At 66.3% G+C, this 12,616-nt stretch carries 14 protein-coding genes; 5 read left to right on the top strand and 9 right to left on the bottom strand.

Annotated elements, in window-relative coordinates; translation table 11 throughout:
• Positions 1 to 118: 118 nt before the first annotated feature.
• Both CTR55_RS11395 and CTR55_RS11390 read left to right on the top strand, forming a co-directional pair.
• The gene (locus CTR55_RS11395) at positions 119 to 523 is read left to right on the top strand and encodes an oxidoreductase (RefSeq protein ID WP_296286167.1); all 405 of its coding nucleotides are present in this window, start codon (positions 119 to 121) and stop codon (positions 521 to 523) included.
• A 5-nt stretch (positions 524 to 528) separates the two neighbouring features.
• Complete coding sequence (locus tag CTR55_RS11390) at positions 529 to 2,100, top strand: GGDEF domain-containing protein (RefSeq protein WP_296286166.1); 1,572 nt, start codon at positions 529 to 531, stop codon at positions 2,098 to 2,100.
• Positions 2,101 to 2,156: 56 nt separating this feature from the next.
• On the opposite strand, the gene CTR55_RS11385 is transcribed toward CTR55_RS11390, so the two are convergent.
• The 6 genes from CTR55_RS11385 to CTR55_RS11360 all read right to left on the bottom strand — a co-directional run bounded on the left by CTR55_RS11385 (position 2,157) and on the right by CTR55_RS11360 (position 8,762).
• A complete protein-coding gene (locus CTR55_RS11385; protein ID WP_296286165.1) occupies positions 2,157 to 2,957 on the bottom strand; it encodes an acyl-CoA thioesterase domain-containing protein in 801 nt (266 codons plus the stop codon).
• 98 nt (positions 2,958 to 3,055) lie between these two features.
• Entirely contained in the window at positions 3,056 to 3,826 is a 771-nt protein-coding gene (locus CTR55_RS11380) for a CHAD domain-containing protein (protein ID WP_296286164.1), read from the bottom strand.
• Positions 3,827 to 3,894: 68 nt separating this feature from the next.
• Positions 3,895 to 5,910, bottom strand: a complete 2,016-nt coding sequence (locus CTR55_RS11375; RefSeq protein WP_296286163.1) for a DUF3488 and transglutaminase-like domain-containing protein — start codon at positions 5,908 to 5,910, stop codon at positions 3,895 to 3,897.
• On the bottom strand, positions 5,907 to 6,860 hold the full coding sequence (locus CTR55_RS11370; protein ID WP_296286162.1) for a DUF58 domain-containing protein: 954 nt from the start codon (positions 6,858 to 6,860) through the stop codon (positions 5,907 to 5,909). The genes CTR55_RS11375 and CTR55_RS11370 overlap by 4 nt, the downstream gene beginning before the upstream one ends.
• Positions 6,861 to 6,870: 10 nt before the next feature.
• Positions 6,871 to 7,788, bottom strand: coding sequence for an AAA family ATPase (locus CTR55_RS11365; protein ID WP_296286160.1), 918 nt, complete (start codon positions 7,786 to 7,788; stop codon positions 6,871 to 6,873).
• Between the two features lie 113 nt (positions 7,789 to 7,901).
• Positions 7,902 to 8,762, bottom strand: a complete 861-nt coding sequence (locus tag CTR55_RS11360) for a LysR family transcriptional regulator (protein ID WP_296286159.1) — start codon at positions 8,760 to 8,762, stop codon at positions 7,902 to 7,904.
• Between the two features lie 120 nt (positions 8,763 to 8,882).
• Between CTR55_RS11360 and CTR55_RS11355 the strand changes: the two genes are divergently transcribed.
• A complete protein-coding gene (locus tag CTR55_RS11355) occupies positions 8,883 to 9,332 on the top strand; it encodes a multidrug/biocide efflux PACE transporter (protein WP_296286157.1) in 450 nt (149 codons plus the stop codon).
• A gap of 173 nt (positions 9,333 to 9,505) precedes the next feature.
• On the opposite strand, the gene pyrF is transcribed toward CTR55_RS11355, so the two are convergent.
• Positions 9,506 to 10,204, bottom strand: coding sequence for an orotidine-5'-phosphate decarboxylase (gene pyrF, locus CTR55_RS11350; RefSeq protein ID WP_279831226.1), 699 nt, complete (start codon positions 10,202 to 10,204; stop codon positions 9,506 to 9,508).
• Between the two features lie 100 nt (positions 10,205 to 10,304).
• Positions 10,305 to 10,448 (bottom strand): hypothetical protein, encoded by a 144-nt coding sequence (locus tag CTR55_RS11345; protein ID WP_296286154.1) that lies wholly within the window; start codon positions 10,446 to 10,448, stop codon positions 10,305 to 10,307.
• Between the two features lie 269 nt (positions 10,449 to 10,717).
• Between CTR55_RS11345 and CTR55_RS11340 the strand changes: the two genes are divergently transcribed.
• On the top strand, positions 10,718 to 10,888 hold the full coding sequence (locus tag CTR55_RS11340; protein ID WP_296286152.1) for a DUF2897 family protein: 171 nt from the start codon (positions 10,718 to 10,720) through the stop codon (positions 10,886 to 10,888).
• Positions 10,889 to 10,988: 100 nt separating this feature from the next.
• On the top strand, positions 10,989 to 11,753 hold the full coding sequence (locus CTR55_RS11335; RefSeq protein WP_296286151.1) for a CPBP family intramembrane glutamic endopeptidase: 765 nt from the start codon (positions 10,989 to 10,991) through the stop codon (positions 11,751 to 11,753).
• Between the two features lie 148 nt (positions 11,754 to 11,901).
• Here CTR55_RS11335 and CTR55_RS11330 read toward each other — a convergent pair whose 3' ends face one another.
• On the bottom strand, positions 11,902 to 12,522 hold the full coding sequence (locus CTR55_RS11330) for a TetR/AcrR family transcriptional regulator (RefSeq protein WP_296286150.1): 621 nt from the start codon (positions 12,520 to 12,522) through the stop codon (positions 11,902 to 11,904).
• Between the last annotated feature and the right edge of the window lie 94 nt (positions 12,523 to 12,616).

The following is a 12,616-nucleotide window of genomic DNA, read 5'->3' as shown; positions in this document are numbered from 1 at the left end:
TCGGAATTTCGTCACGAGCTGTTGAGATGTCGGCTTTCGTCATTTTATTGGCATTTTTGCCTGCCTGTTTATTGTCACGCCCGCGCACTCTGCACCGGAAACGGCGGCCGAGCGCATCGTGCTGACCATTGCGGTGAAGGACCAGCCAGAGCTTCAGCGCCACTACAGCCTGCGTGACCTCGAAGCGCTGCCGCCGATAGAGCGGCGCGCCATGCTTCCGAATGAAACCCACGTCTACAGCTGGCGGGGCGTGCGCCTGAGCACCCTGCTCGCAGGCCTCTATCGCAGCAGCACCCAGCGCTTGCGCATCGAGGCGCTGAACGACTACTCCGCGCTGATTCCGCTGAGCGACCTCGACGCCTTCGATCCGATCCTTGCCTACCGCCGCGACGGCCAATCCATCGGTATCGCCGAGCGCGGCCCGCTGCTCGTCATCTACCCGATGCTCGATCGCCCGGAGTTGCGGACCCAGGTCTATTTCAACCGCAGCGTCTGGCAGGTCAGCCGCATGACCCTGGAGTGATCGCCGTGCCCCCGCAACCTCCCAGACGGCGTCGGCACCGCCTGATCGTCATCATCCTCAGCGGCCTGATCGCGGCGCTGACTGTCGGCGCCGGCGCGGCGCTGCTGATGGTGCACCAGCACATCCGCCAGCGGTCGCATCCCGATACCCATGACGAGCTGTGGCAGGCCTACCAGTTGCGCACCGAGCTGGAACGCTCGCTGACCACCGCGCGGCAGGTGCTTGCAGGCAAGAGCGACAGCGATGCCCTGGCAACCCGCGTCGAAGTACTCGCCAGCCTCCTGCCGCCACTGCGCAATACGCCCGTCTACAGCTGCCTGGTCGTGCCGCGCCCGGAGGCTCAGGCCACCCTGGAGAAGATCCAGCGCCTGAGCGATGCCTGGCTCACCCGCGCCCCCTGGGGCCAACCGGCGGCAGCGAAGCTTCTGGCCGGCGAGATGCTGCGGGACCTGCCGCCACTGCTCGAACCTACCCATGAACTGGTGGTGGTCACCCACATCGCCCTGACCAACTACATGGATGCCGAACGCCTGGACCTGCAGCGCGCCTTCAGCCTGCTGGCCTGGGTGCTCTTCGGCCTCGGGCTGTGCAGCGTGCTGCTGGCCCTGCGGGTGATTGCCAACTCGCGGCGCAAGCTGCTGCTGACCCAGCGTCTGCATGACCTCAACCAGTCCCTGGAACAACGCGTCGAACAGCGCACCCAGGAACTGAGCGAACGCAAGGCGCTGCTGCGCTACATCCTCGACACCAGCCCCAGCGATGTGGCGCTGCTCAGCGACGAGGATTCCCACGCCCACTACGTCAGCCCACGCCTACTGCAGCGCACCGGCATCCGACCGCATGAGCCGTTCACCCTGCGCCGGCTGTTCGACGACCCGGACGAGGAAGCACGCTTCCGCCAGTCGCTGGCCGACCACGGCCAACTGGACAGTTGGGAAACCCGCCTGGCCGGCGAGCCCTCCTACTGGGCGATCGTCTGGGCGCGGAAGATGGACGTGGACGGCCGTCCCGCCTCGCTGGTGTGGAGCTTCGACATCAACCAGCGCAAGGCCATGGAGCAGGAACTGCGCCTGCTGGCCACCACCGACCCGCTGACCGGTCTGCAAAACCGCCACGCCTTCGTCAAACGCGGCGTGGCCCTGCTCAAGAGTGCGCAGCGCTACGAGCGCCAGTGCTCGGCGCTGATGCTCGACATCGACTTCTTCAAGCCGATCAACGACAGCCATGGCCATGCCTTTGGCGATGCGGTGCTGCAGGCCGTGGCCAAGGAGCTGACGCAAGGATTGCGCGAAGTGGACCTGCTCGGCCGCCTGGGCGGCGAGGAGTTCGCCGCGATCCTCCCGGAAACCGACCTGCCGCAGGCATTGCTGGTGGCCGAACGGGTGCGCACCAGCGTGCAGGCGCTGTCCTTCACCAGCGCGGACGGCAGCCGCGTGCGCCTGACCCTGAGTATCGGCGTGGCGGTACGGCGCGAGGGAGAACTGCGCCTGGAAGACCTGCTCGCCCGCGCCGACCGCGCGCTCTACCGAGCCAAGGCTGGCGGACGCAATCGCACGGAAACCACTCCGGAGCTCTAGCTGAAGGGGCTCTAGCTGAAGGGGCTCTGGCTGAAGGGGTTCGGGTTGAAGAGCCTCTAGCCGAAGATGGTCACCGTCTGCCGGCCGATCGCCAGCAGTTGGCCGTCGGCGGACCAGGTCTGCGCGGCAATATGGCCGTAGCCGTCACGGGCATGTTCGATGGTCGCCAGGTACTGGCACCAGCCGTTGGCCGGCATCGCGGGCAGCGGCTGGACGAACTCCACGGTCCAGGTCAGCGAACTGGAGGGCGCTGGTGCTTTCAGATGCGGCAGGTTGGCCGGCGGCCACGCATCGATCAGCGCCAGCAGATGGCTGATCTCCATCGGCTCGTCACCCACATCATCACCGCGAAAGCGCATCCAGCCGCCCATCTCACGCTCGCGGCTGGACGAGAACGGCATGTGCCCGACCGCCCAACGCATGGCGATGTTCTGGGTGAAAGCCGGCATCAGCCGGCGGATATAGGGCAGCTCCTGGCAGTCTTCCACGGCCTTGAAGGCCGGTGGCGACAGGCCATCCATCTGCACAGTGGATTCGCGCGCCACCCCGAAGCTGCCTTGCGCCAGTAACACCACCTGGCCGTTCTGCACGGCGCGGCAGAACACCTGGCTGACCGACTTGCCCTCGCGCAGGACTTCGGCCTCGAAGCTCACCGGCACCTCCACTTCGATAGGGCCGACGAAAGTGATCGCCAGCGAACGCACCGGTCGCCCGGCCTCGGCCACTGCCGCCATGGCCTCGTAAGCCAGCGCTGCCACCAGACCGCCAAAGCTGGCGCGACCCTGGGCCCAGGTGGCGGGAATGACGATGGAAAGTGGCGCGGAGCGCACTGCCTGGAGCATTTCGCTGAAGGACATGGTCGACTTCCTTGAAAGGGATTGGCTGCGATCTTAGGGGCACCGGCAGCGCCGGCAAACCATCCAAAGCCTTGTCCCTTCCAGGAAATACCCTGCCATCAACGGGCTCTATGCAGCGCCTTCTGCAGGGCCTCGAGGCTCTCGTCGGCGAGACGCTCGGCGAGGTCGTGACGGGCGTTCCAGTGCGGCTGCAGGGGCATCAGGTCCAATTCGCGCTCACTGCGGATCAGCCACTGCTCGTAGTCGTGCCATTCACCGAGGGCGGACTGCGCGTCCTTCAGCGGCGCCAGCAAACGCTGCGGCACGGCGGATTCGCGCGGATAGGCTTCCAGCGAATAGCGCACCCGCTTGATCAGCAGGCGCAGGCGATGGCGGTCGTGGGCAGGGTCTTTCAGCGCATCGCGCAGCTTCTGCCATTCCTTGGCCAAACGCTTCTCCACCTTGCCGTGCAGCCCCTTGAGCACGCCGTGCCGCTCGGAGGTGCGCCACAACTGCGGCCAGCCATCCAGGCGCATCATCAGGCGCTCCCACTGCGGGCTGGCGAGCAGCGTGGCGTAGCCGGAGATCAGCGCCGGACGGCGTAGCGCGGCCGCGTGCTCGTAACCTTCGGCTTCCAGGACCGGAAGCAACACCTCCAGGTCACGCAGCGGGCCGCTGAGCCGCCCCATCTCGCCCAGCGACTGCTCCAGCTCGTCGATACCCGGCATGCCCCGCACCGGATGCAGCAGGCTGCGCAGCCGGCGCACCGCAATGCGCAGGTCGTGCAGCGCTTCGGGATCGGACGAGGCCTGCAGACGGGAAGACGCAGAGATCAAGGCGACCTCCTGCTCGATCAGATGGCTCACCAGGTAATCGCTGAAGGAGGTCACGGCAGGCTCCACTCGATAGTTGAAATATCAGGTTAGCCCCCGCCAACGCCGCGGCAAGGGGCGCGATGTCACGTCGGGTTTCTGCGCGAAATTCGCCAGTGCCAGGGCAGCTCGCGGCGCAGGCGCGTCAGGTGCGCACGCAACTCGGCCGGCGATGCGGCTGCACCACCATAGCGCTGCGCCTCGAAGGCGTTCAGGTACTCGTGAATGGCTGGCGCATGCGCCGGCAGCAACCTGATGGCGCGCTGGCAGAAGTCCCGCGCGCCCTCCCCCGGCTGACGGCGCATGCCCAACGGTGCCAGCATCCACTCGAACCGCTGGAAGCTGCGTAGTTGGGCATCAGTGGAGCGCTGCCAGGGCTTGAACAGCAGCAACGCCAGCAGACCCAGCAACAGTGCGCCACCTCCCACCAGCAGTACGCCGACCCATTGCCGATCCAGCCCGCCAAACCATCTCTTCAGCATGTCGCCCTGTTGCTCGGCCTGGTAGCCCAGCACCCAGCGCTGCCAACCGTAATTGGCGTTATCCCAGGCCATGCGCAACGTGTTGAGCAGGGCGAAGTTGCGGTAGCGCAAGGGAGAAAACGGATCCCCTTCGAGGAAGCTGCCTTCCCGGCTCATGGCAGCCTCCAGCCCTTGCTCGATACGTTCGGGCGCCACGGCGCCGGTGGGATCGACTCGCGTCCATCCCCGGCCGGGCTGCCAGTACTCCACCCACGCGTGGGCATCGAACTGGCGTATCGCCAGGTAATTACCCGAGGCACTCGCCTCGCCGCCCTGGTAACCCGTCACCACGCGCGCCGGAATGCCAGCGGCGCGCAGGACGAACGTCATGGCGCCGGCATAGTGTTCGCAGAAGCCGGCCTGGGTGTTGAACAGGAAGCCGTCAATGCGCTGCGGGCCGGCATCCGGCGGCCGCAGCGTGTAGCGGAACGGCTGCTCGCGGAAGTGCCGCAGCATCGCCTGCACCAGCTCGGCAGGCTGCGGGTAACGCTTGTGCAGCTGCTCCGCCCAGGCCTGGGCCTGCGGGTTGCTGCCCCGAGGCAAAGCGAGGTTGACCCGCTGTGCGCGCGCGGCGTCCTCCGGTTCCAGCAATGCATCCGGCCAGGAGGTCGCGCGATAAAGCAGCGCCTGGCGCACCGGCAAACGCCGCTCCAGATGGAAGTCACTCATCATCCGCGTATCGCCGAGCGGGGTCTGCGCCACATCCAGGGCGAACAGCCAGGGCCGACCGTTGGGCTCCATGATCACCTGGTAAGCCAATGGCTGCCCCTGCTGCTGCCATTGCGGCTCGCGGTCGCCGCGCTGGAACGCCGTACTCCAGCGCACACCGTCGAAGCGCTCCAGGGTCAAGGCACGCCAGTACAGCTGCGAGCGAGGTGGCGGACTGCCGTCGAAGGTCACCCGGAAGGCCAGCGCCGAAGACTGGCTCAACTCCACCATGTCGCCCGGCGCCATGCTGTCGCTCAGCCCGGTCATGGCCTTGTCGCCAGGCATCGGCAACGACCACAGCGGCCCCAGTCGCGGGAACAGCAGGAACATCAGCAGCATCAGCGGCAAAGCCTGCAACAGCAGACCACCGGCCAGGCGCAGAGTGGACATCGGGCGCGCGGCGAAACTGCTCTGCTGCAGCCCGATGGCCGCCGCCAGCAGGGCCAGGACCGGCAACAGGCTGAAGGCGGCGGCAAGGATGTCGTCCTGGAACAGGTAACTGGTGGTCACCGCGAAGAACCCCAGGAGGATCAGCACCCAGGCGTCGCGGCGGGTCTTGAGTTCCACCAGCTTGACGACGAAGGCGGCGATCAGCAGCACCACGCCGGCATCCAGACCGAGCAGCGAACCACGGGAGAACCACACGCCGACGCCAGCCAAAGCCACCAGCGCCAGCTTGGCAATGCCGCTGGGGTAGTTGGCGCGCATGCGAAACACCTGGATGCGCCAGAAGCCGCAAGCCAGCCAGAGACCGACGATCCAGATCGGCAGGTGCTGCAGATGCGGGATGATCACCACCGCCTGGGCCACCAGCAGCCAGGTCAGCGCTACCCGTGGAATCGGTTGGGCGGAAGTGGCGGTCGCACTGCTCATCGCTGAGTCCCATGCAATGCCAAGGCACGCAGGCAGGCTTCGCAATGGGCATCATCCTGCCCCACCGGCAGTTGCGCATCTGGCAGGCGCAGGCCGAACGGCTGCTGACGCTGCGAGAGTTGCAGCACCCAGTAGCACAGCCGTGACAGGCGCCCTTCGGTGTCCCCGCCCAGACTATCGAACTCAAGCCAGACATTGCGCCCAGCCAGTGCCGAGAAGTCCTTCACCAGCAACCCCTGGCCGCGCGAATAGGCTTTCCAGTGCAGGCGCCGGCGCGAGTCGCCCGGCTGGTAGGGCCTCAGCCCCTGAAAATCATCGACGCCACGCCCACTGGGCCGCACGCCTTCGTCGTCGTTTTCCGCCAGCCCGCTATCCAGCGGCAGGTCGCCGGGCTGCGGATGCGGGTAAACGAGCGCCGACTGGTCCAGGTCCACCCAGCTCCAGGCCACCAGCAGGCCCAGCGGGAAGCGACTTTCCACCCGCAGGCGGCCGGGGCGCAGCCAGCCGCGCCGGGGCGCCGCCATGCTGAGCAGCAGTTCTTCGGCGTGGTCCGCCGCGACATCGGCGAACTGCATGCGCTCGGCTTCCCAGCCCAGGCCGATGGCCTGTCGCGGGCGCCCTTCGCCTTCCAGACGCACGCGGAACGTGGCCTGCTCGCCGACGAACACCGGCGGCGCGCCGAGGGCCGTCAAGCGCAGGCCACCCAGATTGCGGTACGTGTGCAGGATGGCGACGATGAACAGCGACAACAGCAGGAAGGTCAGGCCATACGCCAGGCTGTTCTGGTAGTTGATCGCCGTGAGCAGCATCAGCAACAGGGCGACGCCGAACGCCAGGCCCTGCCGCGTCGGAATGATGAAGATGCGCCGCTGATTGAGCTGCAACGACGGCGACGGCGGTATGCGCCGGGCTATCCAGCTCTGCCACAGCGGCCTGACTCTGACGAACATCGCGTGCCCCTCAGAGAGCCGGGACTTCGCGCAGCAACCACTGCACCAGCGCACCGCCACCATGCCCCGCCGGGTCGGCCTGGTCGCGCAGGCGGTGGCCGGCCACCGAGGGCAGCACGGCCTGCACGTCTTCGGGAATCACATAGTCGCGCCCGGCGAGCAGCGCCCAGGCGCGGGCTGCCGCCAGCAGTGCCAGGCTGCCGCGCGGCGACAGGCCGAGGGCGAAGGCCGGCTGGCCGCGCGTGGCTTCCACCAGGCGCAGCACGTAATCCACCAGCGCGTCGCTGGCACGCACTGCCAGCACCTCAGCTTGCAGGGCCTGCAGCTCCTGCGGATCGAGCATCGGCTCCAGGCGCGGCAGCAGGTCGCGGCGCGCCTCACCCAGCAGCAGTGCCTTCTCCGCCGCGCGGCCGGGGTAACCCAGGGACAGACGCATGAGGAAGCGGTCCAGCTGGGATTCGGGGAGCGCGAAGGTGCCGCCCTGGGTCACCGGATTCTGCGTAGCGATGACGAAGAAGGATTCGGGCAGCGGACGGGTCGCCCCCTCGATGGTCACCTGCCCCTCCTCCATGGCCTCGAGCAGCGCGCTCTGGCTCTTGGGCGTGGCGCGGTTGATCTCGTCGGCCAATACCAGCTCGGAGAAGATCGGCCCGGGGTGGAAGACGAACTGCCCGGTGTCCTTGTCGAACACCGAGGTGCCCAGCACGTCGCCGGGCAACAGGTCGGAGGTGAACTGGATACGCTGGAAGCTCAGGCCCAGCACCCGCGCCAGGGCGTGGCTCAGGGTGGTCTTGCCCATGCCGGGCAGGTCTTCGATGAGCAGGTGACCACGGGCCAGCAGGCAGGTCAGGGCCAGCCTCACCTGCACTTCCTTGCCGAGCAGGACCTGATCGACTGCCTTCAGACAATTCTCCAGCTTGGCGTGCATCCTGACCCTCTCATCCCCGGAAAACTCCGATCCTACTGATCCGCGAGGGAGCATCAAAGGCCTCGACACATTTAGTCCGCAATCTGTGATGTAGAGCTGTGATCCAGAGCGCCTCAGCGCCCCAGCAGGCGCTCCGCCAACCAACTCGCGGCCGGCCCCAGCCGGCGCTGCCGCGACCAGATCACATCCACCGCCACCCGCCGCGGCCAGCCAGCGACCTTCAGCTCGCACATACGCCCGCTGGCGAAGCGTCCTACCATCCAGCTGGGCAATTCGATCCAGCCAAAGCCCAGTACCGCCATATCCAGCAACAGCAGGTAGTTCGGTGCGCTCCAGCAGCGGCCGCCGAGCATCGGCGCGGCGTCGTCCAGGTAGGTGTTCAGGCGCAGCGCGCGGTAAGCCAGCAGATCCTCGCGCTCGACCCGCTCGCGACCAGCCAGCGGATGGTCACGGCTGACGAACAGACCAAACTCGGCCTGTTCGCTCAGGGTCGCCGAGCTGATATCCGGCGCGTACTCCGACTGCGCCGCCAGCAGGCCAAGGCTGGCGCGGCCCTGGACGACCAGGTCGAGTACATCGCTGTCTTCGGCGATCAGCCATTCGAATTCCAGGTCCGGATAACGCGCGTCGATCTCCGCCAGCCGCGCTTCGAATTCGGCGGACTGGTAGGTGTCCGACATCGCCAGGGTCACCCGCGACTCCAGCCCGCCAACGAGCTGATGGGCCAACTGGCCCAGGCGGTCGTTGGCCATCAGCACTTCCTCGACTCGGCCGAGCAGTGCGTGGCCGGCTTCGGTCAACTGCGGCTGGCGGCTGCTGCGATCGAACAGGGTCAGGCCGAGGTCGATCTCCAGGCGGGCGATGGCCTCGCTGACGGTGGACTGGCTCTTGCCCAGCTTGCGCGCGGCGGCGCTGAAGGAGCCCAGGCAGGCCGCCTCGGCGAAGGCCTGCAGGGATTCGGGGGAGTATTGCATCACGGCACTCTCTTCCATCGGTTAAGCCGATGGTATCCAACTTAGATCCAGCCGGTCGACCGATGATAATGGCGCCGGACCGACGGAGTCGGCCTGTATTTCTGATCGTTGGAGACACCCATGAGCCCGAATAAAACACTGAAAGAACGGATGTTCCATGCCGGCCTTTTCGAACTGCTGGCGGTCGTCATCTGCGCGCCGACCCTGGCCTGGCTGATGGACAAACCGCTGGGCCACATGGGCGCGATGACCCTGATGTTCTCGGCCATCGCCACCGTGTGGAACATGCTGTTCAACACCGCCTTCGACCGCGCGCAGAACCGTATGGGTTTCAGCCGCACCCTGTCGGTGCGCGTGCTGCACGCCTCGCTGTTCGAGCTGGGCCTGATCATCCTGCTGGTGCCGCTGGCCGCCTGGTGGCTGTCGGTGAGCCTGCTGGAAGCCTTCATCCTCGACATCGGCCTGGTGCTGTTCTTCCTGCCCTACGCGCTGGTGTTCAACTGGGTGTACGACGTGCTGCGCGAGCGCTGGGTCGGCCGGACTCAATCGACTGCCGAAGCACACGGCTGAACCTTACTTTTGTAGGAGCGAGGGGGACGCCATCGTTCTTGCTCGCGAACGGATTTCCCGGCAGCGATTGAGCTGGGCGGTTCGCGAGCAAGCTCGCTCCTACAGAAATGAAAAAGCCCGCAGCGATGCGGGCTTTTTCATTTCCGGCGGCTTTCTCAGTGCAGAGAAAGCACTCAGGCCAGGCTGGCGGCGATCTCGGCCAGGGCCTTGGCCGGGTCGGCGGCCTGGCTGATCGGGCGGCCGATCACCAGGTAGTCCGAACCGTTGTCCAGCGCCTGGCGCGGGGTGAGGATGCGCCGCTGGTCGTCCTGGGCGCTGCCGGCCGGGCGGATGCCCGGGGTGACCAGTTGCAGCGCCGGGTGCGCGGCCTTGAGCGCCGGCGCCTCCTGGGCGGAGCATACCAGGCCGTCCATGCCGGCCTTCTGCGCCAGTGCAGCCAGGCGCAGCACCTGCTCCTGGGGCTCGACGTCCAGGCCGATGCCGGCCAGGTCCTCGCGCTCCATGCTGGTCAGCACGGTCACGCCGATCAGCAGCGGCGACGGGCCATTGAAGGCGTCCAGGGTCTCACGGCAGGCGCTCATCATGCGCAGGCCGCCGGAGCAGTGCACGTTGACCATCCACACGCCCATCTCGGCGGCGGCGCGCACGGCCATCGCGGTGGTGTTGGGGATGTCGTGGAATTTCAGATCGAGAAAGACTTCGAAGCCACGGCTGTTCAAGGTCTCGACGATACCGGCGGCGCAACTGGTGAACAGTTCCTTACCCACTTTCACCCGGCACAGTGTCGGGTCCAACTGGTCGGCCAGCGCCAGCGCGGCTTCGCGGGTGGGGAAATCCAGGGCGACGATGATCGGGGTCTGGCAGGCGGACATGGGCTCTCTCGCGGGTATCGAAAAAATCGGCGCGCATTGTCGCAGAAACACGCCAACTTCCGTAGCCCGCCCTGCAGGAATGCTGCATCGCCGACAGCAATCAGGCACTCGGCCGCTCGCGTTCCTCGCGCGGCACCTCGGCGCGGCCCGCAACCTCCTGCTCGGGCTGCGCGCGCCACAGCAGCGCCTGCTCCAGGCCGAATTTTTCCATTGCCTGGGCGGCGTTGGTCAGCAGATTGAGCAAGCACCTGATTGATCTAGCTGGAAGCGCGGACCATCGCCATTGCCGACGGCCTCTCCTCTGTACCTCCAACCAACGCGCGCCTGCAAGGTCTGCCCATACGAACTGGCGGCGCACAAGCTCGCCCATCTGCTGCAACAGGCCCTGCACCTGCGGGGCAGTGGAAAGACGACAGCGACCTGCCCGCAGCGATCGGTCTGAACCGGCGCGCCTGACAAGCCCTGAAGCACAGCGTATCGTGATGTTTCACTGCCACTGTCGGAGACGGGACCATGCCCTGGTATGCCTGGTTGATCATCGCCCTAGCCATGGGTTCTATCGTCGGCGCGCTGATGATGCTGCGCGATACGGCGAAAAAACTCCCGCTCACCGAGGAGCAGCTCAAGCGCATCCACGAGCGCAACGCCGAAATGGATGCCAAGGACGCCGACGAGAAACGGTGAAAATCACCTAACCGACTGACGCCTCAGTCAAAAACTGGCCGCAGGCATGGCCAGCGGCCGTCGAAATTGCCTAGACTGCGCCTCCTTGATGGAGGAAAGAATGCCCAGGAAACTCCTGCCGCTGCTGCCAATCCTGTTGTTGCTCTGCGGATTCGCGCTGGGTTTCGTCCAGCCGGTGGGGTTGCTGATCGGCGCCGCCTACATCACCTGGACGCTCTACGGCGAGCCGCGCATGCCGCGCTTGCTCTGGTGGCTGGTGTGCCTCGTGCTCAGCATCGCCCTGGCTGCGCACCTGCTGCCGGGCACTACTTCGTGGACGCTCTGGCCGGTGCGCCAGCTCAGCCCCGATGCACCGGTTTACGCCCTGCACCTGTCCTGGGACAAGGCACTGGTCGGCGCCACCCTGCTCGCCTGGTGGCTGCGCCGCGAGCCGGTACCGGTGGAGAAACGTTCGCCGGACTTCGCCGCCATCGTCATCGTCACCACGCTGTTCGCCGTGCCAATGGTAGCGGTGGCCGGCGGGCTGGTGGTGTGGAATCCGAAGTGGCCGCCCGGCTTCTGGCTGTGGATGCTGGTCAACGTCTGCGTAATCTCGCTGACCGAGGAAGCCTTCTTCCGCGGCCTGCTGCAGAGCGAGCTGGTGCGCCGCTTCGGTGCCTTCGCCGGAGTGGCGGCCGCCAGCGTGCTGTTCGGCATGGTGCACTGGCCGATCAATCCGCTGTTCGCCGTGGTCGCCGGTATCGCCGGCCTGGGTTACGGGCTGGCCTTCCACTTCAGTGGAAGGCTGGCCGTACCGGTGCTGCTGCATGCGGCAGTGAACTGCCTGCACCTGCTGCTGTTCAGTTATCCGTTGCGGATTATCTGAACCGAGGCGCTTTTCTGTAGGAGCGAGCTTGCTCGCGAACCGGGCCTGCAGCGGCCTGAAGACAATCGCGGATAAATCCGCTCCTACGAAACCTGAACCCTGCGTAGGAGCGGACTCTGTCCGCGATCGATTTCCCCCAACGCCAAACTCACTCGCGCATCACCAGCAGCAACGCCTGCTCGGCCAACTCGTCCAGGGTCAGGCTGCCCTCGGGGCGGAACCAGGTGATGGACCAGGACAGCGCCCCGGTAAGGAAGCGCCGCAGGATGAACGGGTCGCCCTGGCTGACCCCCGCCAGGCGTGCTTCTTCCAGTACCTCCAGCCACATCTGCTCGTAGATGTCGCGCAGGCTGAGGATGTAAGCCTGGCCCTCTTCCGACAACGAGCGCCATTCGTAGACCAGCACCGCCATCGCCTCGCCGGTGCCGCCAGTGATCGACTGCAACTCGCAGCGGATCAGCGCCAGCAGCCGCTCGCGCAGAGTCGTCGCGTCGGCCAGGGCCGCGCGCATCAGGGCGGTGTTGTAGAGGATGGTTTCCTCCATCACTGAGCGGAGGATTTCGTCCTTGCTCTTGAAGTGATGGAAGATGCTGCCGGACTGGATGCCCACCGCGCCGGCCAGGTCACGCACCGTGGTGCGTTCGTAGCCCTTGCTGCGGAACAGATGCGCGGCCATGTGCAACAGCTTGCCGCGAGCGCTCTCCGGGTCGGTGATCTGCCCGGTCGCGACCAGCTCCAGCATTACTTCGCGGGCTTTGCGGTCATCCACGCTGTTCTCTCCCCATGGGGCTCATCGGCCGGTCTGCTCAGGGCGATTCATCGAAACGCCCTGCAAGTGCTTGTGTTGTCTGACGAAATGTAAG

Origin of the sequence: Pseudomonas sp., from assembly GCF_002796985.1 — a bacterium.
Classification (GTDB): domain Bacteria; phylum Pseudomonadota; class Gammaproteobacteria; order Pseudomonadales; family Pseudomonadaceae; genus Pseudomonas.
Note: the sequence above shows the minus strand (reverse complement) of the source record. Positions and strands in the feature narration are given on the sequence as shown.

What these genes read in the sequence shown, in the direction of transcription:
- CTR55_RS11385 (WP_296286165.1), bottom strand. Translation starts at nt 2,957, where the DNA reads ATGTCCTTCAGCGAAATGCTCCAGGCAGTGCGCTCCGCGCCACTTTCC.
- CTR55_RS11375 (WP_296286163.1), bottom strand. Translation starts at nt 5,910, where the DNA reads ATGAGCAGTGCGACCGCCACTTCCGCCCAACCGATTCCACGGGTAGCG.
- CTR55_RS11370 (WP_296286162.1), bottom strand. Translation starts at nt 6,860, where the DNA reads ATGTTCGTCAGAGTCAGGCCGCTGTGGCAGAGCTGGATAGCCCGGCGC.
- CTR55_RS11365 (WP_296286160.1), bottom strand. Translation starts at nt 7,788, where the DNA reads ATGCACGCCAAGCTGGAGAATTGTCTGAAGGCAGTCGATCAGGTCCTG.
- CTR55_RS11360 (WP_296286159.1), bottom strand. Translation starts at nt 8,762, where the DNA reads ATGCAATACTCCCCCGAATCCCTGCAGGCCTTCGCCGAGGCGGCCTGC.
- CTR55_RS11355 (WP_296286157.1), top strand. Translation starts at nt 8,883, where the DNA reads ATGAGCCCGAATAAAACACTGAAAGAACGGATGTTCCATGCCGGCCTT.
- pyrF (WP_279831226.1), bottom strand. Translation starts at nt 10,204, where the DNA reads ATGTCCGCCTGCCAGACCCCGATCATCGTCGCCCTGGATTTCCCCACC.
- CTR55_RS11340 (WP_296286152.1), top strand. Translation starts at nt 10,718, where the DNA reads ATGCCCTGGTATGCCTGGTTGATCATCGCCCTAGCCATGGGTTCTATC.
- CTR55_RS11335 (WP_296286151.1), top strand. Translation starts at nt 10,989, where the DNA reads ATGCCCAGGAAACTCCTGCCGCTGCTGCCAATCCTGTTGTTGCTCTGC.